The organism is Halorubrum sp. Atlit-28R, from assembly GCF_003665955.1.
GTDB classification, from domain to species: Archaea; Halobacteriota; Halobacteria; order Halobacteriales; family Haloferacaceae; genus Halorubrum; species Halorubrum tropicale.
Map to the genome: position 1 here is coordinate 100,648 of NZ_QPLS01000001.1, position 22,635 is coordinate 123,282.

Genomic DNA, 22,635 nt, shown 5'->3' on the forward strand with positions numbered 1-22,635 from the left:
AAAACCCCGTTCTCCGCGGGCGCGGGCGCCGTCGTCTCCGGCCGCCGACCGCTTCGCGCCGCTCCGACGCTGTGCCGCTCCGTCGCTCCGCGCCGTCCGTCAGGCGAACCAGGAGAGGAGGCGCCGGGTGCGGTGGGCCGACTGGAGCGCGGCCACCTTCGCGGCGACGGCGCCGTCGACCGCGGTCCGCTTGGTGGCGCGCGCGCCCCGCGCGGCGCCGGTCCGCGCATAGTAGGCCGACCGCCGCCCGGCCGCGCCGACGTAGTGTTTCGCCGCCATCCGGATCGGCGCGCGTCGCCCCTCGACCGTCGTCGTGCCGCGGCGGATCGCCGTCAGCACGTCGTCGGCAGTGACCTCGCGGACCGACTCGGCGCCCTCGATCGTCAGGTCGGTGTACGCCCGCCCGACGTACTGGAGGTGGTGCGCGTCGCTCGCGGCAACGCCGGGGTAGCCGTGTTCCGCCGCGAACCGCCGCGCGCGGCGGTTCCGGTACCCGGTGAACAGCCACGCGTTGAACACCTCGATGGCGTCGACCTCGGTGGCCGCCCCCGGTTCGGAGGTCGCCCCGCCGTTCGGCCTCAGTTGGGGAGCCTCCGACCCGGCCGCCTCGCCCGGCGCCTCGCCGGCCGGGTCGGGGGTCGCCGCCGCCTCGTCGGCCGGGCCGGGCGTCGGGATGTTGCGCTGGCGGACGCCGTGGCGCGAGCGCTGGAACGGGTGGGGGACGATCGCGACGCCGCCACGGTCGCGGACCCAGCGGACCGTCTCGGCGTAGGGGCGCCCGCGGGGCGGCATCCGGTCGACGCCGACCGCGAGCAGGTGGCCGTGCGCGGTCGACACCTCCACGCCGGGGATCCCGATCAGCCCGTACTCGGGGGCGATCTCGGCCGCGCGCTTCGACTCCCGGATCACGTCGTGGTCGGTGACGACGACCGCGTCGAGGCCGATCTCGGCCGCGTGTTCTAAGATTAGCTCGACGGGCTCGTGGCCGTCGTAGCTCCCCTCCGAGTGGACGTGCGGGTCGATGCTGACGGTGACGCTGGACACGCCCGTCCTACGCGGCGGGAGGTATAAAAATGGAGGAACGACGGCGGGCCGACGCGCTCACCCGAACAGCCCCTTGATCCTGTCGACGACCGATTCGTCCTCGTCGGCCTCCTCGGCCTCCTTCCGCTGCTGTTCGCGCAGCTCGCGGAGCTTCGCGGCCTGGTCGTCGGTCCCCTGCCCGCTGTCGGTCTTCACGTCGCCGCCCTGGAGCCCCTTCAGCTCCGAGACCGCGTCGTTGACCGCGCCGGAGGTCGTCCGCGTCTCGGTCGCGGAACCCGCCAGCTTCTCGGCGTCGACGTCCGCGTCGTCGACCGCGCTCGTGTTCAGTTCGAGCCGGCGCGTCTCGGAGCGCTCGACGCCGCCCCACGTCAGCTCCGCGTCCGACAGCTCGCGCTCGATGTCGGCGCGGACCGACTCCTCGGTGACCGCCTCGCCGTCGCCGCCGGCGTCCGAGCCGGACCCGCCGCCCGCCTCCGCGGCGCCGCTCCCGGCCTCGGACGCGCCGCCCTCGACCGCGCCGCCCTCGACCGCGCCGCCCGCGGCGCGCTCGACGCGGTGAGCGACCAAGGCACCGCCCGTCGCGCCGATGACCGCGACCAGCCCGAGAGTGTAGCCCGCGACGATCTGCGCGCTGTAGTCGGGGTTTGCGACGACGTTCCAGTTGCGCGGGTACGCCCAGGTGAACGCGGCGGTGCCGACGAGGGTGATCGCGACGCCGACGCCCGCCAGGTACAGCATTCGGCGGTCGACCGGGAGGAGGACGACGATGCCGAACAGCAGGGCGGGGAGCCCGGCCGCGGCGGCGACGGCTGCGACCTCGCGGACCGCGTACGTCGAGAGCGCGGTCGGGTCCAGCGTCGCGCTGTAGAGGAACACGACGACTCCGATCACCCCGAGGGAGATTCCGGCGGAGAACAGCCCGAACCCCGCGTACACGTCGATCGTCCGGTCCGGGTCGCCGACGTATCGGCGGTAGTACTCGATGAGGACGTTCTCTGCGTCCGCTTCGCTCATACGCGAACGTTTCCGCCGAGTGTAATGACTGTTACCCCGGCGGTCCCGGCCGGGCGGCGGCGCTCGACCGGAGCGGTCGGCGGTCGACCCCGCCGACCCGTGCGTTTTTCACCGCGGGCGACGAGGTTCCACGCGAGAATCCGTGACGCCCGAGTGCCCCCGCTGCGGCGCCGCGCTGTCGTCGCTGTCGCTTGGTGCCGCCACCGCCGTCGCCTGCGAGGAGTGCGGCTACGCCGACGTCGAGGCCGACCACTCCGGCGATCCGCGGTTCGCCGAGAGCTGGGCGGACGCGCTCGCGCGCTTCGAGGAGGACCAGTAGCGGTCGACAGGACCCCACCCACACCATGCCCACGCTCGACATTTCCGAGGACCACGCCGACCGGATCGAAGCGCTCCGCGCGGAGCTGGCCGCGGCCCACGCCGGCCCGTACGCCTCCGTCGACCGCGAGGACGCGCTCGCGTACCTGCTCGACCTCGCGGACGCCGTCGACGACCCGGACCGCGTCGCGGCGCCGGCGACCGACGACGACGGCAGCGAGCGGCCGGCGGCCGCGGGCGACGCCGCGCCATTCGACCGCGCCCGCGCCCGGGAGCTGCTGGCGGCGCGGAACCGCCGCCGCGGCGACCCGGACCCGGACGACCCGATGGACCTGTCCGACATCGCCGCCGCCTTCGAGGTCACCGGCCGCAGCGAGATGACGAAAGACGAGCTGATCGACGCTATCCTCGACGCGGCGGCCGCCCTCGCCGCGGACCCGTTCTCGCGCGTGGACGTCGACATCGACGACGCCGCGGACGGCGCGGACGACGCCGTCGACGGAAGCGGAGCGACCGAAGACGACGACGGAGCTGATGCGGACGACGACGGCGGCGACAGGACTGAGGCTGACGACGACGGCGACGCGAGCGAGGACCCGGCGGGCGGGAGCGACGACGGCGGCGCCGGCCAGCTGGACGCGATGATGAGCCTCCTCGACACCCACGCGGACAAGTGGCGCGAGGCGGACGGCGACGCGCGGTACGAGGTCGACCTCCCGGACGGGAGCGTCGAGACGGCGCGCACGAAAGACGACGTGCGCGCGCTGCTGTTCCGGAACTACTGACGAGGACCACACATGGGATTCATCGACGCGCTCCGCGCGTGGCTCTTCGGCGCGGACGACGACGCGACCGACGCGGGCGAATCGGACGACGAGGCGGGAGCGAGCGGCGACGACGACGGAGACGCGAGCGACGGCGACGAGCCGGACGGGCTCGACCCCGCCGGAGCGACCGAGACGCGCACCGCGAGCGCCACCGACGACGCGGTCGACGCCCTCCGCGACGTGCGGCGGTCACAGGACGCGGGGACTCCGGACGACGCGGACGGCGGCGGGCGCGCCCCGGACGACGACCGCACGAAGCCGTCCGACGGGGGCGGTACCAACCGTTAGGTACCCGGGGGCGAACAGGGGCGTATGACAGACGCGTCCGGCGACGGCGAGTTCCGGTCCCCTGACGACCTCCCCGAGGATCCGACCGACCGGGAGTACGTCGAGCGAGCGATCAGGCTCTCAGAGGAGGCGGTCGAGGCCGGCAACACGCCGTTCGGCGCGCTGCTCGTCGTCGACGGCGAGGTCGTCGGCGAGGCCCACAACGAGACGCGGACCGAGGGCGACGTGGCGGCCCACCCCGAGTTGACCCTCGCGCGCTGGGCGGCTCGCGAGCTCGACGCCGACGAGCTGGCGGCCTGTACGATGTACGCCAGCACGGAGCCGTGCCCGATGTGCGCGACGGCGATCCACTACGCGGTCGTCGGGCGGGTCGTCTTCGGCGTCGACGGCGAGACCCTCGGCGAGCTCTCCGGCGACGTGGTGCCGATCCCCCTCGAGGAGGTGATCCGGCGCGCCGACGGCGACACGACCGTCGAGGGACCGGTCGCCGTCGAGTCCGCGATGGCGGTCCACGACGACTTCTTCCGCGAGTCGTGACGACGGGACCGCACGCGGGCGGCGGGGGCGATGCCGACGACCGCGCGGCCGACGAGACCCCCGCCGTCCTCTCCGTCGGCGCCGCGGCCATCGACGAGTGGTACGCGGTCAGCAACCTCCCGGAGCCGGACGGCGGCGCGTTCGCCGACGAGGTCACCTCCGCGTTCGGGGGCGTCGGCGCCAACGTCGCGGTCGCGCTGGACCGCCTCGGCCGCGACGCCGGCCTCGTCAGCCGCGTCGGCGACGACGAGTACGGGCGCCGCGCGCTGGCGTACCTCGACGAGACCGGCGTCGACGGGACCCACGTCGCCGTCGGCGACGCCGCCCACACGCGCTCGCTCATCCTCCGCGACCCCGACGGGGAGCGCGCCATCGTCACCGCGGGCGAGAGCTTCCGCGGGCTCCGTCCGGGCGCGGACGCGCTCGCGGCGATGGCGGACGCCGACGTCGTCTTCCTCACCGCCTACGCGCCCGACCGCGCGGCGCGGCGGATCCTCGACCGGGTGGAGTCGCTCCGGGAGCGCTCTGCCTCGGGGGCCGACGGCGCGCCCTCGCCCGACTCGGGCGACGCCCCGCCAGCGCTCGTCTTCGACCTCTCCGGGGCCGTCGAAGAGCTGGTCGGGCGCGGCACCGAGCCGACGACGATCCACCGGTTCCTCCACCGCGCCGACCTGTTCGTCGCGGACGGCGTCGCCGCCCGGGCGTTCTTCGGCTCGGCGGCGGCCGCGGTCGAGCGGGTCGCGGCCGCGCAGCGTCGGGCGGCCGACTCCGAGGCCGGGCCCGGGACCCTGTCGCGCCGCGCCCCGACGTGGCCCCGCGCCGTCCTCACGCGCGGGGCGGACGGGATGACGGCCGTCGCCGGCGGCGAGGCGTCCCGGTTCGACGCGTTCGACGTCGAGACGGTCGACGCGACCGGCGCCGGCGACGCCTTCACCGCGGGGCTGATCGACCGGTGGCTCGCGGGGGAACCGCGGGGAGCGGCCGAGCCGGGGGAGCCCTCGGCCGACCGCGAGGCCGTCGCTTCCGGCGTCCGGTTCGCGGCCGCCGTCGCCGCGATCAACTGCACGAGCCGGTTCACGCAGCCCGGGCTCCCGACCCGCGACGAGGTCGAGGCGTTCCTCGCCGAGCGCGGGTTCGGGCCCGACGGGAACCCGTAGCGGCCGGGCGGGCGCGCGGGGCGGCCGGCGGGAGCTACCGCGCCTCGTCGGCGGCCGCGACGAGGTCCGCGACGCGGTCGGCGTCGACCGGGGCGGTCGTCTCGCCGCCCGCCTTGAGCGCGGTGCCGACGATCGCGCCGTCGGCGATCGAGAGCAGGTCCGCGACGGTCTCCGGGGTGACCCCGCTACCGACGAGGACGGGCGTGTCGAGGCCGTGGCGCTCGCGCTCCGCGACGACCGACTCCAGCGCGCCGGCGTCGACCGCTTCGCCGGTCCCCGAGCCGGAGGCGATGACGGCGTCGGCGAGGCCGCGCTCGGCGGTGTCGGCGAACGACTCGGCGGTGTACCCCTCGGGCGTCAGCGGCGCGGAGTGTTTCACGTCGGTGTCGGCGAAGACGCCGACGTCGACGCCGAGGCGCTCCCTGAGCCGGAGCGTCTCGTGGGCGCGCCCCTGGAGGATCCCCTGGTCGGTCACGCGGGCGCCGGTGTGGACGTTCGCGCGGACGAAGTCGGCGTCGACCGCGGCGGCGACGGAGAGGGCGGCCTCGGCGTCGTTCCGGAGGACGTTGACCCCGAGCGGGAGGTCGGTCTCGGCCGCGACCGCGGTCGCGGCGCGGGTCACGCCCGCGACGACGTGCGGCGGGACCTCGTCGGGGTAGAACGGCGCGTCGCCGAAGTTCTCGATCACGACGCCGTCGACGCCGCCGCGGTCGAGCGCCCGCGCGTCGCTCGCGGCCCGATCGATCGCCGCGCGCATCGCCGCGCGCCCGTCTTCCGGCGCCCGGGGGGCTCCGGGGAGGGGCGGGAGATGCACCATGCCGAGGAGCGGCGCGGCCGTGCCGAAGGTGGATTCGAACTCCATCGTCGGGAGCGACGCGGCGCCCCGACAAAAGCCTCCCCACAGCGTTTAGGTCGGCGCCCGCCTGAGTCCGACCGAGATGGGAATCGACGCGACGGAGCCCGGCGACGGCGACGTGACGCTCGTCTTCTCGCTCGGGGCCGCGCGCTCGCTCGCCGACCCGGCCGCGGCGTTCGCCGACGCGCGCCGGTGGAGCCGCCACGTCGGCGTCGTCGCGAACGAGGCGGACCGGGTGGCGGCGTTCGCCCGCGAACACGGCGTCGAGAACGACTACGCGCTCCGGAGCTGGGACAAGTGGGGCACGCTCGCCGACGTCCGGGACGAGAGCGCCGCCCCGCGGTACGTGTTCGTCGGCACCACCCGCGCGGACGAGCGCGTCGCGACCGAGACGGGCTACGAGTTCCTCCGGGTCGACGAGGCCGCCGAGAAGGCCGGCTGGGAACTCTCCGAGCCGGGGGCGCCGGACGCCGCCGAGGAGGGGCGCGCCGGTCGGCTCGCGCGGGCCCGGCGCGCGCTCCGGAACGCGCTCTCGCGGTTCCGGTGAGTGACACGCGCCCGTTCGGCGGTCGGGGGCGCCGGCCCTCCGCCCGCGGAAGGTACAAACCCCCCGTCGCCCAACGTGGGGTATGTCCTCACCGCTCGCGGACGAGCCGGTCGAGCCGGCCGGCGACGACGGAGAGCCGCTCGCCGAAGACGAGTACGCCGACTACGCCGACGAACTCGGCGACGCCTGGGAGGTCGTCGACGGGCACCACCTGGAGGCGGGCTACGAGTTCCCAGACTTCGAGACGGCGCTTTCGTTCACGAACGACGTGGGCGAACTCGCCGAGGCGGAGTGGCACCACCCCGACATCGCGCTGTCGTGGGGCGAGGTCGGGATCGAGATGTGGAGCCACGAGGTCGGCGGACTGACGCGCGCCGACTTCGTGATGGCGGCGCGGATGGACCGCCTGTACGCCGACTACGGGGAGTGACCCGACGCATCAACGAACGGCTTTAAACCTCTGCCGGCGAAACGTCGGATAATGAGCGAGAACGTCTTCCTGGTCCCGATCGACCCGGAGAACTTCGACCGAACGGTCCGGACGCCGGTCGATCTCACCGACTACCCGGATCGCCCCGAACCCCTCGCCGACCTCGACGAGGCCCGCCTGTGGGCCGTCGACGACGACAGCGGCAACGGGTCGACGTTCGAGAAGATGGAGTCGGGCGACCTCCTGCTGTTCTACGCGGACGACGAGTACGTCGCGACCGGCCGCGTCGGCGAGGCGTTCGCGGACGAGGACCGCTGGGCGAGCGGGACGTTCTGGACCGCCTTCCCCACCACCCGCGTGTACACGGTCACCGACTTCGGCGCCGTCTCCGCCCCCAAGCGCGCCGTCAACCGCATCTTCGACTACTCGTCGTCGTACACGCCCGGCTTCATGCGCGTCGCGGACGGCCGCGTGACGACCGAGCTCTCTTCGATCGAGTCCGCGCTGGAACACTACACGAAGCGGAACGCCTGAGCGCGGACCGCGCAGGCGGGTTCTCAGTTCTCGACCGCATCGACCAGCGTCGCGTACGCCGGCTCGTACGCCGCCGCCACGCGGTCGGGGTCGCCGCGGACCTCGCCGGACAGCGCCGGGAGCGGCTCGGTCGCGAGCGGTTCGATCATCTCGGTCACCGCGTCGACGTGCTCCTCGCGGGTCCCCTCGCGCGGGCTGCCGGCGGCGACCGCGCGGGCCTTCGCGTAGCGGTCGCCCGCGTAGATCCGGGCGCGGCCGGGGTCGACGACCGCGACCGCGTCGGGCGCGACCGGGCCGTCGCGAGGCAGCGTCCCGGCCACGTCGGCGTACGACTCGACGACGACCGGGACCGGCGTGCGGGCGACGCGGTCGGCGAGGCGCTCGATCGCCGGTAGGTGCGCCGCGGCCATCACCTCGTTGAACTCGGGCACGTCGCGCACGCGGGTCGCCTCCGCCAGCGGCAGGCGGTCGGTCAGTCCGTCGGGGAGCAGCCCCGCCTCCGCGGCCGCGCCGTTGACGACGAACCGCGTCCCGGCGTCGGTCGTCACGCGGTCGCAGAGGAAGGTGCGGTCGGCGTCGCCGAGCATCCCGGTCCGGCCCGGAGTCGGCTTCCAGAGCCGATGGACCGGGTTGATCGACTCTGGCGTGACGGCCGACGCCGACGGCGACGCGTCGTCGGGCGCCGCCAGCGGGCGAGTGTTCGCGGCCGCGAGCGTGCGGGCGTCCTTCCCGTACAGGCGGCCCGCGTCGGTCGCGACCCGGTAGTCGTCGTGGTCGAACCAGTAGTCGTTGCCGGCGCGGGGCTTGACGCCGACCGCGTCGCCCGCGCGCTCGGCGAGGTGGGCGACCAGCCCCGCCGAGAAGGTGGTCTTCCCGGCGTCGACGCGCGAGCCCCCGGCGACGAGGTAGGTCGGCGGGTCGGAGCGATCCCCGGTCAGGCCGACCCGTCGCCGTCGTCAGCCTCAGCGTCGGCGTCCGGATCGGGCTCGGGGTCCGCGTCGGTCGCGAGCCCGTAGTACCCCGGGCCGTCCTCGGTCAGCGGCTCGGCGACGACCATCTCCTCCGCGTGGACCATCACCCACGGGACCGCCCAGTCGACCAGCACGGCCTCGGTGTCCGGGTCGACCTCGGCGTCCGGCTCTAACCCCTGAAGCAGGCGACCGATCTCGGGGACGGTGTACATCTGGTCCGGCTCGAACAGCTCCGCGGGCTCGTAGAAGTCGCACGGGTAGGTGGCGTCGAACGCCGACTTCGGTTCGGGCATGCGCGGCGATACGCGACCGCGTCCGTAAACGCTGCCGATACGATTTCGACGGTGCGGTGGCGCGTGCCTCCGAGTGGCCGCCGAAGGCGGCCGCGAGGAGCACGCGCGAGGGAGTCAGTCGCCGGAGCGAAGCGACGGCGACTGACGAGGCTGGGGAGGTGTGAGGTGCTGTGCGGTCGCGGTCGGTGGAACTCAAAGGGGCAGCCGCGAGGGCGACGGCGCACGACGTAAGGACCGCAAGGAGCGAGCAGCGCGAGCGGCTGAGGACCGTGGTTCGAGACGCCTGCGGCGTCTCGTCATCACGAAAGGCGCTTCGCGCCTTTCGAACGACAACGAGCGCACCGAGCCCTCGCGGCTGGGGCTTTGGAAGCGTTCACCGCACACTCGTTGATCGCGTATCGCCGAGCGGCTGGGGCTTCGGAGGTGTTTCTCCCGGTCGTCTACCTACCAACCACTGTACGGAGAGAGGTCACTGATCGGGCGACGTACTGCGAAAAAATGCGGATCTCGACGCGCGTAACGCGTCCTCTTGGACGCGCTTACTCGAACAGCTCGACGGCCTGCTCGTAGCGGTCCGACGGCTCCTCCCAGTCGACGACCTCGAAGAAGTTGTCGACGAACTCGCCGCGGGCCGGGCCGTAGTCGTGGTAGTAGGAGTGCTCCCACACGTCCAGCGCGAGGATCGGGTGACCGCCCCAGATCGCGCCCTGGTCGTGCTTGTCGACCACGACGTTGCGGAGCTGGTTCGAGAACGTGTCGTACACCAGAAGCGCCCAGCCGCTGGCCGCGGAGGCCGCCGCCTCGAACTCGCCCTTCCAGGCCTCGTACGAGCCGAAGTCCTCCTCGATGCGGTCGGCCAGCTCACCCTCGGGCTCGTCGCCGCCCTCCGGCGACATGTTCTGCCAGAACAGGTCGTGGAGGATGTGACCCGAGGAGTTGTGGGTCACGTCGCGGATGGCTCCGCTAGACGAAGAGAAGTCGTGGGACTCACGGTTCTCTTCGAGCGTCTCTTCGGCGGCGTTCCAGCCGTTGACGTACCCCTGATGGTGGGTGTCGTGGTGCCATTCGAGCACCTGCTCGGAGATGTGGGGCTCAAGCGCGTCGTACTCGTACGGGAGCGGATCGAGTTCGTAGCTCATGCTTGTATCACCTATCACGAACATGTACCGGAAACCTGTTAAAGATAATGCGCCACGCGCTACCACGCGACACCGGACGCGAGTGTTATCGGGAGGTCCGGGTCAGCAACGGTGTCGTTGCGGTTCCGGGAGTTAGGACCGCGCGAGCGGACATCGAGTCTCGATCGGCCGACCGGACGGTGACGTAACCATATTCAGTTTCGCACCGGAAGACGACCGCTCTCCGATTCGAGTCCAACACGTGGCGCGCGCCGCGCGGTGTGCGCTGCGCGCTTACGGTGGGACTGGGATTCGAACCCAGGAAGCCGTGAGGCTACCTGCTTTCAAGGCAGGCGCAATGGGCCACTCTGCCATCCCACCACACGTGACCGCTCGGCGTCGGGCGACTAAGTGGTGTCGGATCCGAGGGACCGATCGACGCGCCGCCCCGACCGCTCAGTCTCGCACCAACCGCCCCTCGCCGTCCTCGGCGACCACGTCGAGCCCCTTCTCGTGGACGAACGCGGCCGTGTAGTCGGGCACCACGCGCTCCGCGGCGAACCGCGCGCGGAGCATCGGCACCACGTCGAGCAGGTCGTCGCCGGTCTCCAGCGAGGGCGACGGCTCGACGAAGTCCACCGAGCGGTCTGCGTCGCGGCCGCGCCCCGCGAGCGTCGGCAGCGCCGGCGCCTCGAACGCGCCGTCGAAGTCGATCGGTTCGGTGAACCCCGCGTAGTACGCGCGGCCGTTCGACGAGGGGCCGAGGACGACCTCGGTCGTCCGCAGCTTCATCGCCGCCGAGTCGACGACGGTCCGCGAGAGCAGCGGCGCCGTCGGAGTGACGACCGCGACGGAGTCGGCGCCCTCCTCGCGCAGCAGGTGCGTGACGGTGTTGCCGGCGCGCGCGCCGAACGAGGAGCCCACCTGCCGCTCGAAGCGGACCCCGTCGGTGCCGCCGAGGGTGTCCGCGACGAGCGTCCGGAGCTCCGCCTCGGGGCTCGTCTCGGTCCGGCACTCGGCGGGGAGGTCGTCCTCGTCGGGGTAGTTGACGAGGAGTTCGCCGCCCGAGCGCTCGACCGCGAGGACGGCGTCGCGGAACTGCGCCTCGTAGAGGTCGGCCGCCTCGGCGGGCGACAGCGGCGTCGACTCGGCGATCGCGGTTCCGACGAGCCCCTCGCGGGGCGGGTTCGCCAGCAGGGCGACGACGGTCATATCGGAACGCGGCGCGGGAGCGCCTTCAACTCGCCGCTTCGATCCGGCGGGAGTTCGACCGCGGCGCGGAACCGCGGGACCGGCGCCCGCCGGTCGGCCCGCTCAGGAGAAGTCGCGCCGCATCGCGATCTCGAACCACGGGCAGAGGCGGAGCTGACGGTACAGCTCGGGGTGCTCGTGGAGGTGGTCGTAGTCGGCCCACAGCATGCCGCCGATCTCCTCCTCGTCCGGGTCGAGGGTCGTGTCGTCGAGGGTGACCTTCAGCACCGCACAGACCTCCCACTCGACGCCCTCGTTGGGGTAGTAGCGCTTGTACTCGAACTTGTCCGTCACTCGCAGGTCGTCGTACTGGTCGGGCGAGATGCCGAGCTCCTCTCCGAGCCGCTGTTCAGTGGCCTCCTCCTGCGACTGCCCCTCGACGGGGTGGGAGGCGACCGTGCCGTCCCAGTGGCCGTCCCACAGGCGCTTGGTCGGCGCGCGCTGGGCCAACAGGACGTGTCCGTCCCCGTCGAAGACGAGGCAGGTGAACGCACGGTGGCGGATCCCGTCGCCGGTGTGCGCGTCGAGCCGGTTCACCGTCCCCTGCGCGACGTCGTCGGGGTCGACGGCGATGACGTCCTGAAGCGCGTTCTCGTGGTCTGCGTCGCTCGTGTCCTCGGGCTCGCTCGCGCCGTCGCCGGCGGGGTCTCCCGATGCGGCCGCGTCTTCGGAACTCATGCGCGGTACGTCGCGGACCAGGGCTAATAAGGGTTCGATACCGCGGCCGCTCGCGCGCCCCAGTGTCGCCTCTCTCCCGGCCGTCGGTGCTTCCGGACGCCCGCACCCGCGCTACCCGCTCTCTGCTCCGGCGTCCGGTCGCGTCCGCCGCGGGGCCGCCCGCGAGCGGCGGTGCTTCGACGCTCTTAACCGCGTCCCGGCGCTACTTCGCGCGGATGAGTGACCCGGCGCTCGACGTCGTCGAGTTCGTGTTGACGACGCACTTCTACACGCAGGACCGCGACCTCGACGAGAACGACCTGCCCCCGCGCTTCCGGCAGGTGTTCTGGTCGGCCGACGCCGTCGACGACGCCCCCGGCGGCGTGGAGCGACCGCTGAAGGCGACCGACGAGACCACGCGCACCGCGACCGGGGTCGAGCGGCCGTGGGAGGCGGTCTCCGACCTCCTCTTCACCCAGCGCACGGAGTTCTCCGGCGAGATTTCGCTGACCCAGCCCGCGATGGGGCTGGAGTGGTACCGCGACCGCGCGGACGACGACCGGATCGCCGGGAACCCGACGGTCGTCGCCGCGATGGCGGCCGCCGAGGACCTCGAACCGCCCGTGACCCGCGAGGAGGCCCGAGCGGACGTGCGGCCGGTCCAAGCCGACCGCGTCTGGATCGACGCGCTGCTCGCGGAGTACTTCGACGAGGACGAGGACGGCGAGATGCTCGACCTCGTCAACGTCCGGGCGCCCGAGGAGATCGAGACGACGCTGGCCGACCTCGTGTTGACCGGCGACCAGGAGGGCGAGATCCAGAAGATCGTCAAGGCGATCGAACACCGCGAGTACCTCGCGGAGATCGGCCTCCGCGAGATCGGCAAGCTGCTGTTCGTCGGCCCGCCGGGAACCGGGAAGACGACCGTCTCGCGGGCGCTCGCCCACGAGCTCGGGCTCCCGTTCGTCGAGGTGAAGCTCTCGATGATCACGAGCCAGTACCTCGGCGAGACCTCGAAGAACGTCGAGAAGAGCTTCGAGGTCGCCAAGCGGCTCTCGCCGTGTATCCTCTTCATCGACGAGTTCGACTCGGTGGCGAAGACCCGCCGCTCGGACGAGCACGCCGCCCTGAAGCGCGCGGTCAACACCCTCCTCAAGTCGATCGACGAGGTGTCGCTCGTGCGCGACGAGGTGCTGCTGATCGGCGCGACCAACCACCCGGACCAGCTCGATGCCGCCGCCTGGCGCCGCTTCGACGAGATCGTCAACTTCCCCAAGCCGGACCGCGACATGCGCGCGGACATCCTCCGGGTGGTGACGAAGGAGATGCAGATCGCCGACTTCGACCCCGAGGAGGTGGCCGACCGGACCAGCGGGCTCACGGGCTCCGACCTCCGGATGGTGCTCCGCGAGGCCGTCCTCGGCGCGCTCACCGAGGACCGGATGACGATCACGCAGGCGGACGTGATGGAGGCGGTCCAGGACTTCGAGGAGCGCGACAACCTGAAGAACATGGACATGATCGACGGCGAGGGCGCCGAGGTGCTCGGCGAGACGAGCTCCGGCGACCAGGATCACACCCACGACGAGTCCGGCGACGGCGACGGGTCGCACGACCACGACCACGCCGCCCACGGCGCCTCGCACGACTGACTCGCGGCGACGGAACCGCTCCTCGTCGGAACCGCCGGGGAAAGCACTTATCCAGCGAATGCTAAACGCTCGGCGTGAAGCGTCGGGCGCTCGTCGCGCTGCTCGGAGCCGGGGTCCCCCTCGCCGGCTGTCTGGGTAATTCGGACGCGACCGGTGAACCGGGCCGGCAGTTTACCGGCTCACGCCTCGGGGAGTGCCCCGTTTCGCGGGACTACGGCGTGCCGCTCCCGGACGGGGTGTCCGTGACCGAAGCGCGGTCGTTCGTCGCGGGCTATGAGCCGAAGTACGTCTCCGATCGGCTCGTCGACGCCGACGGCGAACGAGCGTCGGTCGGCGCGGAGCCGTCCACGACCGTCCGGGTGGTCGACGCCGGCGACGACCGGATCGTGGTCGGCGTCGAGACCGTGTGGTCGGTCACGGTCGAGACGGAGAACGGCGAGGGTGTGAGAGACGCGGTGGAGTCCGCGCGGTATTACCTCGACGAACGGGTCGTGAGACGGACGAGCGACCCGGACGAGGACCCCGTTGACGGCGAGCTCGTGGCCTGTGTCCCCGCGTAGTGAATTCGGGCGCGACGACTCACCGCCGAACGCCGACCACCGTGTAGCCGAAGCCGCGGTCGACGATCCGGGGGTCGAGACCGACGCCGTCCATCGCGGCCGCGAGGTCGGCCGGGGTCCTGAACCGCGAGTTCATGCCGATCGCGTGCTCGCCGGCGACGAGCAGTCGCCCGAGCGGGTGGCTCGGGTCGAACTCGCGGATCACGAGCGCGCCGCCGGGCGCGAGCGCGCGGGCCGCCTCCGCGAGCGCGGCGTCGTGGTCGGGAAGGTGGTGGAGGGCGTCGACGACCGTGACGGCGTCGACGCTCGCGTCGCGGAACGGCAGGCGCCCGGCGTCGGCGGCGAGCCCGTCGAGGCCGCGGCCGCGGCGCGCCCGCGAGAGCATCTCGACGGAGGCGTCGACGACCGTGATATCGGGCCCCGTCAGCGCGGCCGCCGCGCGGCCCGACCCCCCGCCGACGTCGAGGAGGCGCTCGATCGGCCGCGTCGCGTGGTCGAGGCCGGCCGCGAGCGCCTCGCCGTCCGCCGGCGGCATCGCGAGGTCGTACAGCGGGGCTATCCGGTCGAAGAAGTCCACGTCGCCGAGGCCGTACATGGGCGATCCGACCGCCGCGACGGACAAAGAGCCACCGACCCTATTTACCCGTCCGCCGCCGTACGGTCCCCATGGAGTACGCGCTCGTGTGTCCGCCCGGCGATGGGGAGACCCTCCGGCTCGACTACCGAGCGTTCGCGTACGCCGGCAAGTTCGTCGTCGGCGGGCCGGGGAAGGCGGTGGTCCGGACGCCGGACGGGTCCCCGGCGGCGCCGGGGTGGGAGCCGGACGAACCGCTGCCGGACACGGTCGACCCCGAGGCGTTCGACGACGAGGTGATCGCGGCCGTCTCCTTCTCGGCCGACCGGACCGACCCCGACTGCTGCCGGCTGCGGTACGTCACGGTCCACGCCGCGCGCCGCGGAGAGGGGATCGGTCCGGAGCTGATCGGCGAGACCGTCGCCGACCTTGCCGTCGCCGGCTTCGACCGCGTGAAGATCGCCGTGAACAACCCGTTCGCCTACGAGGCGTGCCACAAGTGCGGCTTCGCCTACACGGGCGAGCGGACCGGGATCGCCGAGCTGGAACTCGAGCGCCCGGCCGGGGCGCCCGCCGACGTCGACCCCGAGCGGTACCGCGGGGGGCTGTCGGCGTTCCGTGAGACGGACGGCGAACTGAACCGGGCCGAGCGCCGGTTCGTCGCGGAGCGACTGGAGCGCGGGCCGCCGCCGGTGACGGGCGCGACGAACGCCGGGGGAGATCCCTAGTTGAGCGCCCAGATGGCGTAGTTGAGCGCGGTCGCGAAGCAGACCCACGCGAGGTAGGGGACGAGCAGCGCCGCGGCCCGGCGGTCGACGCGGTCGAACAGCCGGATCGTCGCGGCGACGAGCGGGAGGAGGACGGCGAGGACGGCGAGGCCGAGGTCGGGGCGTTCGAGCCCCCAGAAGGTCGGCGATCACGCGACGTTGACGGCGAGTTGGACGCCGAACAGCGCGAGCGCCGTCCGGACGCGCCCCGCCGGCGCCGCGCCGTCGCGCCCGGCCAGGTAGACGAGGGCCGCGGCGGCGCCGCACAGCGCGTACAGGACCGGCCAGACGACGCCGAACGCCCAGCCCGGCGGGTAGAAGGCGGGGAGCTCCAGCGACGTGAACCACGCGCTCTGCGTCGCCGTGAAGGGGACGCCGAGCGCGCCGATCAGGTTGACCGCGACCGCCGCGGCGGCGATGAGGAGGGCGTCGCGGCGGTCCGGGAGCCGAGAGGTCGCGGTCGTCGCCATGGGCGACCTTCGCGGGCTGAGCGGTTAAATCCGTCAGATCGCGTCGTAGTCCTCGCGGAACGTCTCCAGCGTCGCCGCGAGCACGCCGATCACGATCGGCCCGACGAACAGCCCGGTGAAGCCCACGGAGTAGATGCCGCCGAACACGCCGAGGAGGATGATCCCGGGGTTGAGGTGCGCCCGCTGGTCGATGACGAGCGGCCGGGCGTAGTTGTCGACCATCGCGATCACCGCGACGCCGTACACCGCGAGGAAGATCCCGGCCGTGACCTGGTCGATGATCACGAGGTAGGCCGCGGCGGGCCCCCACACGAAGAAGGCGCCGATGAGCGGTAAAAGCGCCAGCACCGCCATCACGAACGTCCAGAACACCACGTTGGGGATCCCGGCGACCCAGAGCCCGAGCCCGGCGATGACGGCCTGAAGCAGCGAGACGGAGATGTGGCCGATCACCACCCCGCGCGTCATCGCGTCGATCCGGTCGACGAGGTCCGCCGTGACGTCGGGCGGCAGCGGGCTCGTGTCCCGGATCCACCGCACGAACGCCGGCCCGTCGATGAGCGTGTAGTAGAGCAGGAACAGCGCGAGCGACAGCCCGACCGAGGCCCGGAGCCCCGTGGTGACGACGCCGCTGAACCCGCCGAACAGGACCTCGACGAGCAGTTCGCCGGCGGTCTGGAGCAGGTCGGCGACCTCGGGGTCCTGCCCGGTGAGCGCCGCGATCTCCGCTTCGATCGCCGCGACGTTGATCGCGGTGTCGCCCGCGGCGATGGCCGTGAGGTCGCGCACGAACACCCACGAGATGTACGCGAGCGGGAGGATCACCGCGACGATGGCGGAGAAGATGAGCGTCAGCGCCGAGAGCATCTGTCCGAAGCGCTTCGAGACGCGGGCCCGGAGCCACCGCGAGAGCCGGCGGTGGAACGGGTAGAGGACGAACGCGAGGATCGCCGCGGCGATGACGTACTCGACGAACGGGAGAATGACGAAGAGGGTCAGCAGCGCGACCGACCCCATGAGGAGAAGCAGGAACGATTGCCCGCGGTTCATACCCCTCCCTCTGTCCGGCGAACTATAAACGTGGTCGGCGAGTCGAAAGGGATCGAACGACCGCGGCGGCGGAGCCGAGGGGCGGTCGACCCGACGCCGCTCAGGCGCTGGCCTCGTCCTCGTCGAGCCCGGGCGCGGCCGCGGCGTCGACCTCGTCCGGCTCCTCCGTGTCGCCGCCGACGACCGTCTCGCCGTCGTCGGTCTCGACGTACACGTCGTCCGCGAAGCCGGCCAGGGCGTTCTCGTACTCCGGCGAGGCGAGCTTCTCCGGGGTCTCCGGCGCGTCGACGATTCCATCCGGGGGGCGGAAGTCGCCGAGCGGGTCGTCGATCGTGATCCCGTAGTCGGTGAAGAAGGACTCGTACCGGCGGTAGTGGGCCTCCAGCTCGTCGCCGGGGATCTCCATCATCTCCGTCCAGCCGTGGTTGAAGAAGTCGAAGTTCGCCTGGACGTGAGTGATCTCCCGGGCCTCGGCCTCCGGGAAGTCGGCCTCCAACGCGGCGACGTAGGTGTCCATCGTCGCGTCGAAGAAGCTGTCGAGGTGGTCGCGGCGCTCCTCGCGGCGGTCCTCGTCGGCCTTGTTGAGGAAGATGCTCGTGTGGAGGTCGACGAGCTTGTCGTTGGCGACGTCGCCGACGACCGGCGTGGTCAACGCCTTCTTGGCGGCCCAGTGGCGGATGTTCTGCCGGATTTTCATACGCGTCGTTGGGTCGGGACGCTCTTGAATGTGTGGCGTCGAACCGGTTCGAAACGCGGTCCGGCAACCGTTTCAGGTCTCGCCGAGCGCGTACACGTCACCCGCATGGGTCGCCGCGAGGACGACGCCGTCGACGACCGTCGGAGCGGCGCGGACGCCCTGAAGCAAGACGTCGGTGTAAGTGCGCTCGCGAGTCCGAAAGGACCACCGCTCCGTCCCGTCTTCGACCGCGATCGCGCGGACGGTCCGACCATCGCCGAGGTACGCGACCCCGTCCGCGACCATCGGCGCGGTCGCGCCGGTGACCTCGTCGTCGCTCCACAGCCGCTCTCCGCCGTCGCCGACGGCGACGAGCCCGAGCTCGGTCGGAACCACCGCCGTGTCGCCCGCGACGGCGACCGACCGTCGGACGGGTCCCGCGAGGTCCTCAGTCCATTCGACGGTTCCGTCTGCGAGGTCGAGCGCGTACAGGGTGCTGGCCCGCGTGCCGATCAGGACGCGGCCGTCGGCGACGGTCGGCGTCGCGGTCGCGTCGCCGTCGACGTCGGCCGTCCACAGTTCCTCGCCCGAGGCGGCGTCGTAGGCGACGACACGGGGACCGCCCGCGCCGTAGACGACGGTTCCGTCGGCGACGGCGGGCGCGGAGGCGTACTCTCCGAGGTCGTTGCGCCACCGTTCGGCTCCGTCGTAGTCGAACGCCGCGACGGTCTGCGTCTCGTAGCCGCCTCCCACGAACACGCCGTCGTCGGTCACGGTCGGCGCCGTCGTGATCTCCGTGTCGGTCAGCCGCCGCCACCGCACCTCGCCGCTCTCGGCGTCGACGGCCGCCAGTCCGCGGTCGGTCTCGCCGCCGCCGTTCCAAACCGTCACGTATGCGATGCCGTCGCGAACCGCCGGCGTCGACGACCCGTCGTGACCGACCTCCGTCGACCACCGTACCTCGCCGGTCGCGAGGTCAAGACGAAACAAGGTCCCCGAGAAAGAGACGTACACCCGATCGCCCACGACGACCGGCTGTGAATGATCGTACCGGTACGGCGTCCGCCGCCAGAACACGTCGACATCGTCTGTCGGTCCCGCGTCCTCACGGCATCCCGCGTGCGTCGGTCCCCACTGGAACTGCGAGCGGGACCCGTCCTCAACGCCCTCCGTCTCGACCTCCCGGTTCAGTTCGGGATCCGGTCGGTCTCGGGCCGCCTGTTCGTCGTCCCCGCCGATGCGTATGTTGCCGAGGCAGCCAGCAACTCCGACGAACCCACCGACCGCCAAGGTGGAGAGGGCAGTTCGTCTGTTCACGGCTCAACATCTCCGAGAACGCCATAAGTGCCTTCTGTCGTCCGCGCGGTCGAGAGTTCCGCGGTCGGAATTGTTATTGTGCGCGCGGTGCAATACTAAGGTAATCATGGACGCCGAGACCGCGGACGACTGGGCGGCGCAGGTGGAGGCGCAGCGGGAGGCGAAAATCGAGCGGTTCCGCGAGTCGGCGCGGTCGCCGCTGCCGGTCTCGATGCGGGGCGACGGCTTCCCCGGGCTGGCGTACTACGATCCGGACCCGGCGTACCGGTTCGTCCTGCCGCTTCACGAGCACGACGAGAAGGAGACGGTGACCGTCGAGACGACCGCCGAGGGCGAACAGACGTACAGCCGGTGGGGGGAGTTCCGCTTCGAGGTCGACGGCGAGGCGGCGACGCTCCAGGCGTATCGGCCGGCAGACGGCGCGGACCGGTTCTGGGTACCGTTCCGCGACGCGACGAGCGGCGACGAGACGTACGGCGCGGGTCGGTACCTCGACTTGGATCCCGACCGCGACCGCGTCGACGGCGAGTGGGTCGTGGACTTCAATCTCGCGTACAACCCCACGTGCGCGTACAACCACGCCTACGAGTGTCCGCTCGTCCCGACGGAGAACTGGCTCGACGTCGCCGTCGAGGCCGGCGAAAAGGACTTCCCCGCGGAGCCGGCCGGAGCCGACCACTGACCGGGGGCGAGGGCCGCCGGTCGTCGGTCGGAGCCGCCGATCGGCACGGCGGGGCGCAGGACGACGACCCCGAGCGCCGGCCGGCGTGAGAGCTTCCGACGGAAACGCGTCACTTCGGCCGTTTTTTCCGGCCGTGCGTGTCCGTCGCACGCCCCCGGACGCGGATGACAACCCACATTAACCATGAATCCGAACGGCCGGACATGAGCGATTCGTACGTGATCATCGGTGACGGTATCGCGGGCGCGTCCGCGGCCGAGACGCTCCGCGAGGAAGCGCCCGACGCCGAGATCACGGTTCTCACGGACGAGGGTGAGTCCCTCTACAACCGGATTCTGATCAAGGAGTACGCGAAGGGGAAGCTCCCCGAGGCCCCGATCTCGATCCACCAAGAAGACTGGTACGACGAGCACGACGTCGACCTCCGGCTGAACACGGTCGTCGTCGACATCGACGTGGACGAGGACGCGGTCCGCACCCACGAGGGCGAGACGTTCGAGTACGACTCCCTCCTGCTCGCCATCGGCGGCACGCCCCAGCAGCTCCCGGTCGAGAACGCCGACGCCGACGGTATCCACCACTTCTGGACGTTCCAGGACGCCCGCAACATCAAAGAGAGCGTGGAGGGCGCCGAGAAGGGCGTCATCGTCGGCGCCGGGCTGCTCGGCATCGACTTCGCGGCCATCTGCGGCGCGCAGGGCGTCGAGGCGAAGTACCTCATGCGCGGCGACTGCTGGTGGCGCTACGCGCTCTCCGAGGAGGGCGCGGAGATCATGCACGAGGCGATGCGCGAGCGCGGCGTCGAGCCGGTCTTCGACTCCGGCGTCGACCGCTTCGAGGTCGACGACGAGGGCCACGTCGAGGCCGCGGTCGACCCGAACGGCGAGCGCTACGAGTGCGACTTCGCCGGCGTCGCCATCGGCCTGAACTTCAACACCGAACTCGTCGAGGACACGCCGCTGGAACTCGACGACGGCATCGTCGTCGACGAGTTCATGCGCACCAACGTCGACAACGTGTTCGCCGCGGGCGACATCACCACGTTCAACGACCTCATCCTCGGCGAGCACGCGAAGAACGGCTCGTGGGGCTCCGCGAAGGAGCAGGGCACCATCGCTGCCCGCAACATGGTCGACTACGGCAGCGACGAGTTCCGGTGGGTCTCCTCGTACTCGATCACCCACTTCGACTTCCCGTTCCTCTCGTTCGGGCACCCGACGCTCGGCGACGACTCGGTCGAGGCGACCACGGGCGAAAACGAGTGGCGCCGCGTCGCGCTGAAGGACGGAAAGGTCGTCGGCGGCGTGCTCATCGGCGACCTCTCGCCGCAGTCTGCGTTCAAAGAGCTGATGCGCGAGGGCCGCGACGTGAGCGGACAGACGGACCGCCTCATGGAGCCCGGGTTCTCCGTCGACGACCTCGCGGCGACGACCGAGCAGTAGCTCCGGACAGCGGCCACCCTTCGTCCGTTCGCTTCTCGGCAATCGAGCCGCGGGTGTCGCCCTCGTGGCGACCGGCGTCACGTCCGCCGCGAAACGCTTATGATTAATCGTGTTATATGATAACACATGCCGCTCAGAGACACCGGGCGACGGCTGCGGCTTCGCCGCACCGGCCGCGTCCCGTCGGACGCGCGCGTCCGCCACTACGACGAACTGGACGACGACGAGCAGGGCGTCGTGCGGGAGCTGGCGGGCGAGCCGTGGACGGCGCCCGAGACAGGCGACCTCGACGACGGCGACGTGGTGAAGTTCACCGATTACTACCTGGTCCGGTCGCGGTGACGGCGGCCGCCCACCCCGGGCGACCGGCGGGCTACGCGGAAGCGAAGTTGTTTTCGCCGGCGGGCGGTAAGCGGGGCGCATGGACAGCGGCGGATCTACAGACATGACGCTGGCGTTCGAGTTGGAGGCGCTGAAAGCGCTCGCGGACCCCAACGCGGTGTTCAACAACGCCCGGCAGTGGACGGAGTACGTTGGGGTCGTCAGCGAGAAGCCCACCTACGTCGTCACGAACTTCACGCGGAAACACCGCGTGCGACAGGACTTCTTCTCCGGCCCGCGCGGCGTCGAGGAGAGCTTAGAGAACATCGGCGGGCAGTTCGATACGGACCGGCACGTCTTCGTCGGCGTCGACGACGAGGACGAGGCCGTCGCCGAGGCGACCGGCTGGGAGTTCCTCCAGGTCGAGGACGCCGCCGAGGCCGCGGGGTGGACGCTCGCGACGGGCGAGCCGGACGACGACGCGCCCGAGGAGCAGGCGCGCGACGACTGGCCCTGAAGAGACCGGGAGGTGTTTTGACGCGGGCGCCGAAGGCGGACGTATGACCGACCACGGCGACGATAGCCACGACGGCGACCGTTCTGGAGACGGCTATGATGGCCACGGTCACGACCACGGCCACGATGACCACGATCACGACCATGGTGACCACGACCATCACCACCACGACGCGGACTCCGTCGCGGCCGCGGTCGTCACGGTCTCCTCGTCGCGGGGCGCGGACGAGGATCCGGCCGGCGACTACGTCGCGGCGGCGTTCGAGGAGGCGGGCCACGAGGTGTCGGTCCGCGAACTGATCCCGGACGACTACGACAGCGTCCAGGGCACCGTCGACCGACTCGCTCGCCGGAGGGACACCGACGTGGTGGTGACGACCGGCGGGACGGGCGTCACGCCCGACGACGTGACGCCGGAGGCGGTCCGCGGCCTGTTCGCGAAGCGGCTCCCCGGGTTCGGCGAGCTGTTCCGCCGGCTCTCCTACGAGGAGGTCGGCACGCGGACCATCGGCTCGCGCGCCGTCGCCGGCGTCGTCTCCGCCACGCCGGTGTTCTGTCTCCCGGGCTCGGAGAACGCGGTCCGGCTCGGCGTCGACGAGGTCGTCCTCCCCGAGGTCGGCCACCTCGTCGGGCTCGCCGGCCGCGGGCTCGACGACGACGGCGAACCGGCCGAGGACGAGAACGGAGAGGGAGGGCCGGGCGACGACGGCGACGGCAGCGAAGGCGGCGAAGAAGGCGGGGACGCCTGACCCAGGGGGGGGGGGGC

Annotated in this window: 28 protein-coding genes, 1 tRNA gene and 1 pseudogene; 16 read left to right on the top strand and 14 right to left on the bottom strand. The window is 71.9% G+C overall.

The features are described 5' to 3' along the window. Positions 1–99: 99 nt before the first annotated feature. Both DVK06_RS00530 and DVK06_RS00535 read right to left on the bottom strand, forming a co-directional pair. On the bottom strand, positions 100–1,044 hold the full coding sequence (locus tag DVK06_RS00530) for a PHP domain-containing protein (protein WP_121598922.1): 945 nt from the start codon (positions 1,042–1,044) through the stop codon (positions 100–102). A 57-nt stretch (positions 1,045–1,101) separates the two neighbouring features. Further along, on the bottom strand, positions 1,102–2,058 hold the full coding sequence (locus DVK06_RS00535; RefSeq protein ID WP_121598923.1) for a permease: 957 nt from the start codon (positions 2,056–2,058) through the stop codon (positions 1,102–1,104). A 142-nt stretch (positions 2,059–2,200) separates the two neighbouring features. On the opposite strand from DVK06_RS00535, the gene DVK06_RS18840 reads away from it, so the two are divergent. From DVK06_RS18840 to DVK06_RS00555, 5 genes are read left to right on the top strand one after another with little or no spacing between them, the layout of a single operon-like run. Next, positions 2,201–2,377, top strand: coding sequence for a hypothetical protein (locus DVK06_RS18840; protein WP_199236358.1), 177 nt, complete (start codon positions 2,201–2,203; stop codon positions 2,375–2,377). 25 nt (positions 2,378–2,402) lie between these two features. Next, entirely contained in the window at positions 2,403–3,161 is a 759-nt protein-coding gene (locus DVK06_RS00540) for a Rho termination factor N-terminal domain-containing protein (RefSeq protein WP_121598924.1), read from the top strand. A 12-nt stretch (positions 3,162–3,173) separates the two neighbouring features. Further along, the gene (locus DVK06_RS00545; RefSeq protein WP_121598925.1) at positions 3,174–3,491 is read left to right on the top strand and encodes a hypothetical protein; all 318 of its coding nucleotides are present in this window, start codon (positions 3,174–3,176) and stop codon (positions 3,489–3,491) included. 24 nt (positions 3,492–3,515) lie between these two features. After that, positions 3,516–4,028: a nucleoside deaminase gene (locus DVK06_RS00550; RefSeq protein ID WP_121598926.1), complete on the top strand. Its 513-nt coding sequence runs from the start codon at positions 3,516–3,518 to the stop codon at positions 4,026–4,028. Then, positions 4,025–5,185 (top strand): carbohydrate kinase family protein, encoded by a 1,161-nt coding sequence (locus DVK06_RS00555; protein WP_121598927.1) that lies wholly within the window; start codon positions 4,025–4,027, stop codon positions 5,183–5,185. The genes DVK06_RS00550 and DVK06_RS00555 overlap by 4 nt, the downstream gene beginning before the upstream one ends. A gap of 34 nt (positions 5,186–5,219) precedes the next feature. Here the strand turns inward: DVK06_RS00555 and DVK06_RS00560 are convergent, their stop codons facing one another. Next, entirely contained in the window at positions 5,220–6,047 is an 828-nt protein-coding gene (locus tag DVK06_RS00560; RefSeq protein ID WP_121598928.1) for a BtpA/SgcQ family protein, read from the bottom strand. Between the two features lie 76 nt (positions 6,048–6,123). Here DVK06_RS00560 and DVK06_RS00565 point away from each other — a divergent pair, with 76 nt between their 5' ends. From DVK06_RS00565 to DVK06_RS00575, 3 genes are all read left to right on the top strand, one after another. Beyond that, the gene (locus tag DVK06_RS00565; protein ID WP_053772098.1) at positions 6,124–6,588 is read left to right on the top strand and encodes a hypothetical protein; all 465 of its coding nucleotides are present in this window, start codon (positions 6,124–6,126) and stop codon (positions 6,586–6,588) included. Between the two features lie 82 nt (positions 6,589–6,670). Then, positions 6,671–7,018 (top strand): 4a-hydroxytetrahydrobiopterin dehydratase, encoded by a 348-nt coding sequence (locus DVK06_RS00570; RefSeq protein WP_121598929.1) that lies wholly within the window; start codon positions 6,671–6,673, stop codon positions 7,016–7,018. 51 nt (positions 7,019–7,069) lie between these two features. Then, positions 7,070–7,552: a hypothetical protein gene (locus DVK06_RS00575; RefSeq protein ID WP_121598930.1), complete on the top strand. Its 483-nt coding sequence runs from the start codon at positions 7,070–7,072 to the stop codon at positions 7,550–7,552. A 23-nt stretch (positions 7,553–7,575) separates the two neighbouring features. Here the strand turns inward: DVK06_RS00575 and DVK06_RS00580 are convergent, their stop codons facing one another. From DVK06_RS00580 to DVK06_RS00605, 6 genes are all read right to left on the bottom strand, one after another. Beyond that, the gene (locus DVK06_RS00580) at positions 7,576–8,490 is read right to left on the bottom strand and encodes an ATPase (protein WP_121598931.1); all 915 of its coding nucleotides are present in this window, start codon (positions 8,488–8,490) and stop codon (positions 7,576–7,578) included. Further along, positions 8,487–8,816 carry a DUF5827 family protein gene (locus DVK06_RS00585; protein ID WP_053772102.1) on the bottom strand — a complete coding sequence of 110 codons (330 nt, stop codon included), beginning with the start codon at positions 8,814–8,816 and terminating at the stop codon, positions 8,487–8,489. The genes DVK06_RS00580 and DVK06_RS00585 overlap by 4 nt, the downstream gene beginning before the upstream one ends. Positions 8,817–9,355: 539 nt before the next feature. Next, positions 9,356–9,955, bottom strand: a complete 600-nt coding sequence (sod, locus tag DVK06_RS00590; RefSeq protein WP_053772103.1) for a superoxide dismutase — start codon at positions 9,953–9,955, stop codon at positions 9,356–9,358. A 276-nt stretch (positions 9,956–10,231) separates the two neighbouring features. Next, a tRNA-Ser gene (locus tag DVK06_RS00595) sits at positions 10,232–10,315 on the bottom strand. 75 nt (positions 10,316–10,390) lie between these two features. After that, positions 10,391–11,146 (bottom strand): DUF2064 domain-containing protein, encoded by a 756-nt coding sequence (locus DVK06_RS00600; RefSeq protein WP_121598932.1) that lies wholly within the window; start codon positions 11,144–11,146, stop codon positions 10,391–10,393. Between the two features lie 102 nt (positions 11,147–11,248). Further along, positions 11,249–11,863: an NUDIX domain-containing protein gene (locus tag DVK06_RS00605; RefSeq protein WP_121598933.1), complete on the bottom strand. Its 615-nt coding sequence runs from the start codon at positions 11,861–11,863 to the stop codon at positions 11,249–11,251. A 215-nt stretch (positions 11,864–12,078) separates the two neighbouring features. Between DVK06_RS00605 and DVK06_RS00610 the strand changes: the two genes are divergently transcribed. Together DVK06_RS00610 and DVK06_RS00615 are read left to right on the top strand one after the other, a co-directional pair. Then, a complete protein-coding gene (locus DVK06_RS00610) occupies positions 12,079–13,494 on the top strand; it encodes an ATP-binding protein (RefSeq protein WP_053772106.1) in 1,416 nt (471 codons plus the stop codon). Positions 13,495–13,568: 74 nt separating this feature from the next. Continuing rightward, positions 13,569–14,054, top strand: a complete 486-nt coding sequence (locus tag DVK06_RS00615; RefSeq protein WP_121598934.1) for a hypothetical protein — start codon at positions 13,569–13,571, stop codon at positions 14,052–14,054. A gap of 19 nt (positions 14,055–14,073) precedes the next feature. On the opposite strand, the gene DVK06_RS00620 is transcribed toward DVK06_RS00615, so the two are convergent. Next, positions 14,074–14,649 (bottom strand): class I SAM-dependent methyltransferase, encoded by a 576-nt coding sequence (locus DVK06_RS00620; protein WP_121598935.1) that lies wholly within the window; start codon positions 14,647–14,649, stop codon positions 14,074–14,076. Positions 14,650–14,720: 71 nt separating this feature from the next. On the opposite strand from DVK06_RS00620, the gene DVK06_RS00625 reads away from it, so the two are divergent. After that, positions 14,721–15,356: a GNAT family N-acetyltransferase gene (locus DVK06_RS00625; protein ID WP_121598936.1), complete on the top strand. Its 636-nt coding sequence runs from the start codon at positions 14,721–14,723 to the stop codon at positions 15,354–15,356. Here DVK06_RS00625 and DVK06_RS00630 read toward each other — a convergent pair. The 4 genes and pseudogenes from DVK06_RS00630 to DVK06_RS00645 form a co-directional block, all read right to left on the bottom strand. Next, positions 15,353–15,865 (bottom strand): annotated as a pseudogene (locus DVK06_RS00630) (TspO/MBR family protein). The gene DVK06_RS00625 and the pseudogene DVK06_RS00630 overlap by 4 nt on opposite strands. Before the next feature lie 33 nt (positions 15,866–15,898). Then, positions 15,899–16,915: an AI-2E family transporter gene (locus DVK06_RS00635; RefSeq protein WP_053772111.1), complete on the bottom strand. Its 1,017-nt coding sequence runs from the start codon at positions 16,913–16,915 to the stop codon at positions 15,899–15,901. A gap of 100 nt (positions 16,916–17,015) precedes the next feature. Next, on the bottom strand, positions 17,016–17,612 hold the full coding sequence (locus tag DVK06_RS00640) for a DUF6149 family protein (RefSeq protein ID WP_053772112.1): 597 nt from the start codon (positions 17,610–17,612) through the stop codon (positions 17,016–17,018). A gap of 72 nt (positions 17,613–17,684) precedes the next feature. Then, a complete protein-coding gene (locus tag DVK06_RS00645; RefSeq protein ID WP_121598937.1) occupies positions 17,685–18,908 on the bottom strand; it encodes a PQQ-binding-like beta-propeller repeat protein in 1,224 nt (407 codons plus the stop codon). A 106-nt stretch (positions 18,909–19,014) separates the two neighbouring features. On the opposite strand from DVK06_RS00645, the gene DVK06_RS00650 reads away from it, so the two are divergent. From DVK06_RS00650 to DVK06_RS00670, 5 genes are all read left to right on the top strand, one after another. Further along, positions 19,015–19,590, top strand: coding sequence for a DUF1684 domain-containing protein (locus DVK06_RS00650; RefSeq protein ID WP_053772114.1), 576 nt, complete (start codon positions 19,015–19,017; stop codon positions 19,588–19,590). A gap of 203 nt (positions 19,591–19,793) precedes the next feature. Next, complete coding sequence (locus tag DVK06_RS00655) at positions 19,794–21,032, top strand: NAD(P)/FAD-dependent oxidoreductase (RefSeq protein ID WP_053772115.1); 1,239 nt, start codon at positions 19,794–19,796, stop codon at positions 21,030–21,032. A gap of 126 nt (positions 21,033–21,158) precedes the next feature. Beyond that, positions 21,159–21,374, top strand: a complete 216-nt coding sequence (locus tag DVK06_RS00660) for a hypothetical protein (protein ID WP_233561585.1) — start codon at positions 21,159–21,161, stop codon at positions 21,372–21,374. A 79-nt stretch (positions 21,375–21,453) separates the two neighbouring features. After that, positions 21,454–21,870, top strand: coding sequence for a hypothetical protein (locus DVK06_RS00665; protein WP_121598938.1), 417 nt, complete (start codon positions 21,454–21,456; stop codon positions 21,868–21,870). A 43-nt stretch (positions 21,871–21,913) separates the two neighbouring features. Continuing rightward, positions 21,914–22,618: a molybdenum cofactor biosynthesis protein B gene (locus DVK06_RS00670; protein ID WP_121598939.1), complete on the top strand. Its 705-nt coding sequence runs from the start codon at positions 21,914–21,916 to the stop codon at positions 22,616–22,618. The last annotated feature ends 17 nt before the right edge of the window (positions 22,619–22,635 follow it).

Bases quoted from the DNA above. Each gene is read 5' to 3' on its own strand.
- DVK06_RS00535 (WP_121598923.1), bottom strand. From the start codon at position 2,058: ATGAGCGAAGCGGACGCAGAGAACGTCCTCATCGAGTACTACCGCCGA.
- DVK06_RS00540 (WP_121598924.1), top strand. From the start codon at position 2,403: ATGCCCACGCTCGACATTTCCGAGGACCACGCCGACCGGATCGAAGCG.
- DVK06_RS00545 (WP_121598925.1), top strand. From the start codon at position 3,174: ATGGGATTCATCGACGCGCTCCGCGCGTGGCTCTTCGGCGCGGACGAC.
- DVK06_RS00550 (WP_121598926.1), top strand. From the start codon at position 3,516: ATGACAGACGCGTCCGGCGACGGCGAGTTCCGGTCCCCTGACGACCTC.
- DVK06_RS00560 (WP_121598928.1), bottom strand. From the start codon at position 6,047: ATGGAGTTCGAATCCACCTTCGGCACGGCCGCGCCGCTCCTCGGCATG.
- DVK06_RS00565 (WP_053772098.1), top strand. From the start codon at position 6,124: ATGGGAATCGACGCGACGGAGCCCGGCGACGGCGACGTGACGCTCGTC.
- DVK06_RS00570 (WP_121598929.1), top strand. From the start codon at position 6,671: ATGTCCTCACCGCTCGCGGACGAGCCGGTCGAGCCGGCCGGCGACGAC.
- DVK06_RS00575 (WP_121598930.1), top strand. From the start codon at position 7,070: ATGAGCGAGAACGTCTTCCTGGTCCCGATCGACCCGGAGAACTTCGAC.
- DVK06_RS00585 (WP_053772102.1), bottom strand. From the start codon at position 8,816: ATGCCCGAACCGAAGTCGGCGTTCGACGCCACCTACCCGTGCGACTTC.
- sod (WP_053772103.1), bottom strand. From the start codon at position 9,955: ATGAGCTACGAACTCGATCCGCTCCCGTACGAGTACGACGCGCTTGAG.
- DVK06_RS00600 (WP_121598932.1), bottom strand. From the start codon at position 11,146: ATGACCGTCGTCGCCCTGCTGGCGAACCCGCCCCGCGAGGGGCTCGTC.
- DVK06_RS00605 (WP_121598933.1), bottom strand. From the start codon at position 11,863: ATGAGTTCCGAAGACGCGGCCGCATCGGGAGACCCCGCCGGCGACGGC.
- DVK06_RS00610 (WP_053772106.1), top strand. From the start codon at position 12,079: ATGAGTGACCCGGCGCTCGACGTCGTCGAGTTCGTGTTGACGACGCAC.
- DVK06_RS00620 (WP_121598935.1), bottom strand. From the start codon at position 14,649: ATGTACGGCCTCGGCGACGTGGACTTCTTCGACCGGATAGCCCCGCTG.
- DVK06_RS00625 (WP_121598936.1), top strand. From the start codon at position 14,721: ATGGAGTACGCGCTCGTGTGTCCGCCCGGCGATGGGGAGACCCTCCGG.
- DVK06_RS00635 (WP_053772111.1), bottom strand. From the start codon at position 16,915: ATGAACCGCGGGCAATCGTTCCTGCTTCTCCTCATGGGGTCGGTCGCG.
- DVK06_RS00640 (WP_053772112.1), bottom strand. From the start codon at position 17,612: ATGAAAATCCGGCAGAACATCCGCCACTGGGCCGCCAAGAAGGCGTTG.
- DVK06_RS00650 (WP_053772114.1), top strand. From the start codon at position 19,015: ATGGACGCCGAGACCGCGGACGACTGGGCGGCGCAGGTGGAGGCGCAG.
- DVK06_RS00655 (WP_053772115.1), top strand. From the start codon at position 19,794: ATGAGCGATTCGTACGTGATCATCGGTGACGGTATCGCGGGCGCGTCC.
- DVK06_RS00660 (WP_233561585.1), top strand. From the start codon at position 21,159: ATGCCGCTCAGAGACACCGGGCGACGGCTGCGGCTTCGCCGCACCGGC.
- DVK06_RS00665 (WP_121598938.1), top strand. From the start codon at position 21,454: ATGGACAGCGGCGGATCTACAGACATGACGCTGGCGTTCGAGTTGGAG.
- DVK06_RS00670 (WP_121598939.1), top strand. From the start codon at position 21,914: ATGACCGACCACGGCGACGATAGCCACGACGGCGACCGTTCTGGAGAC.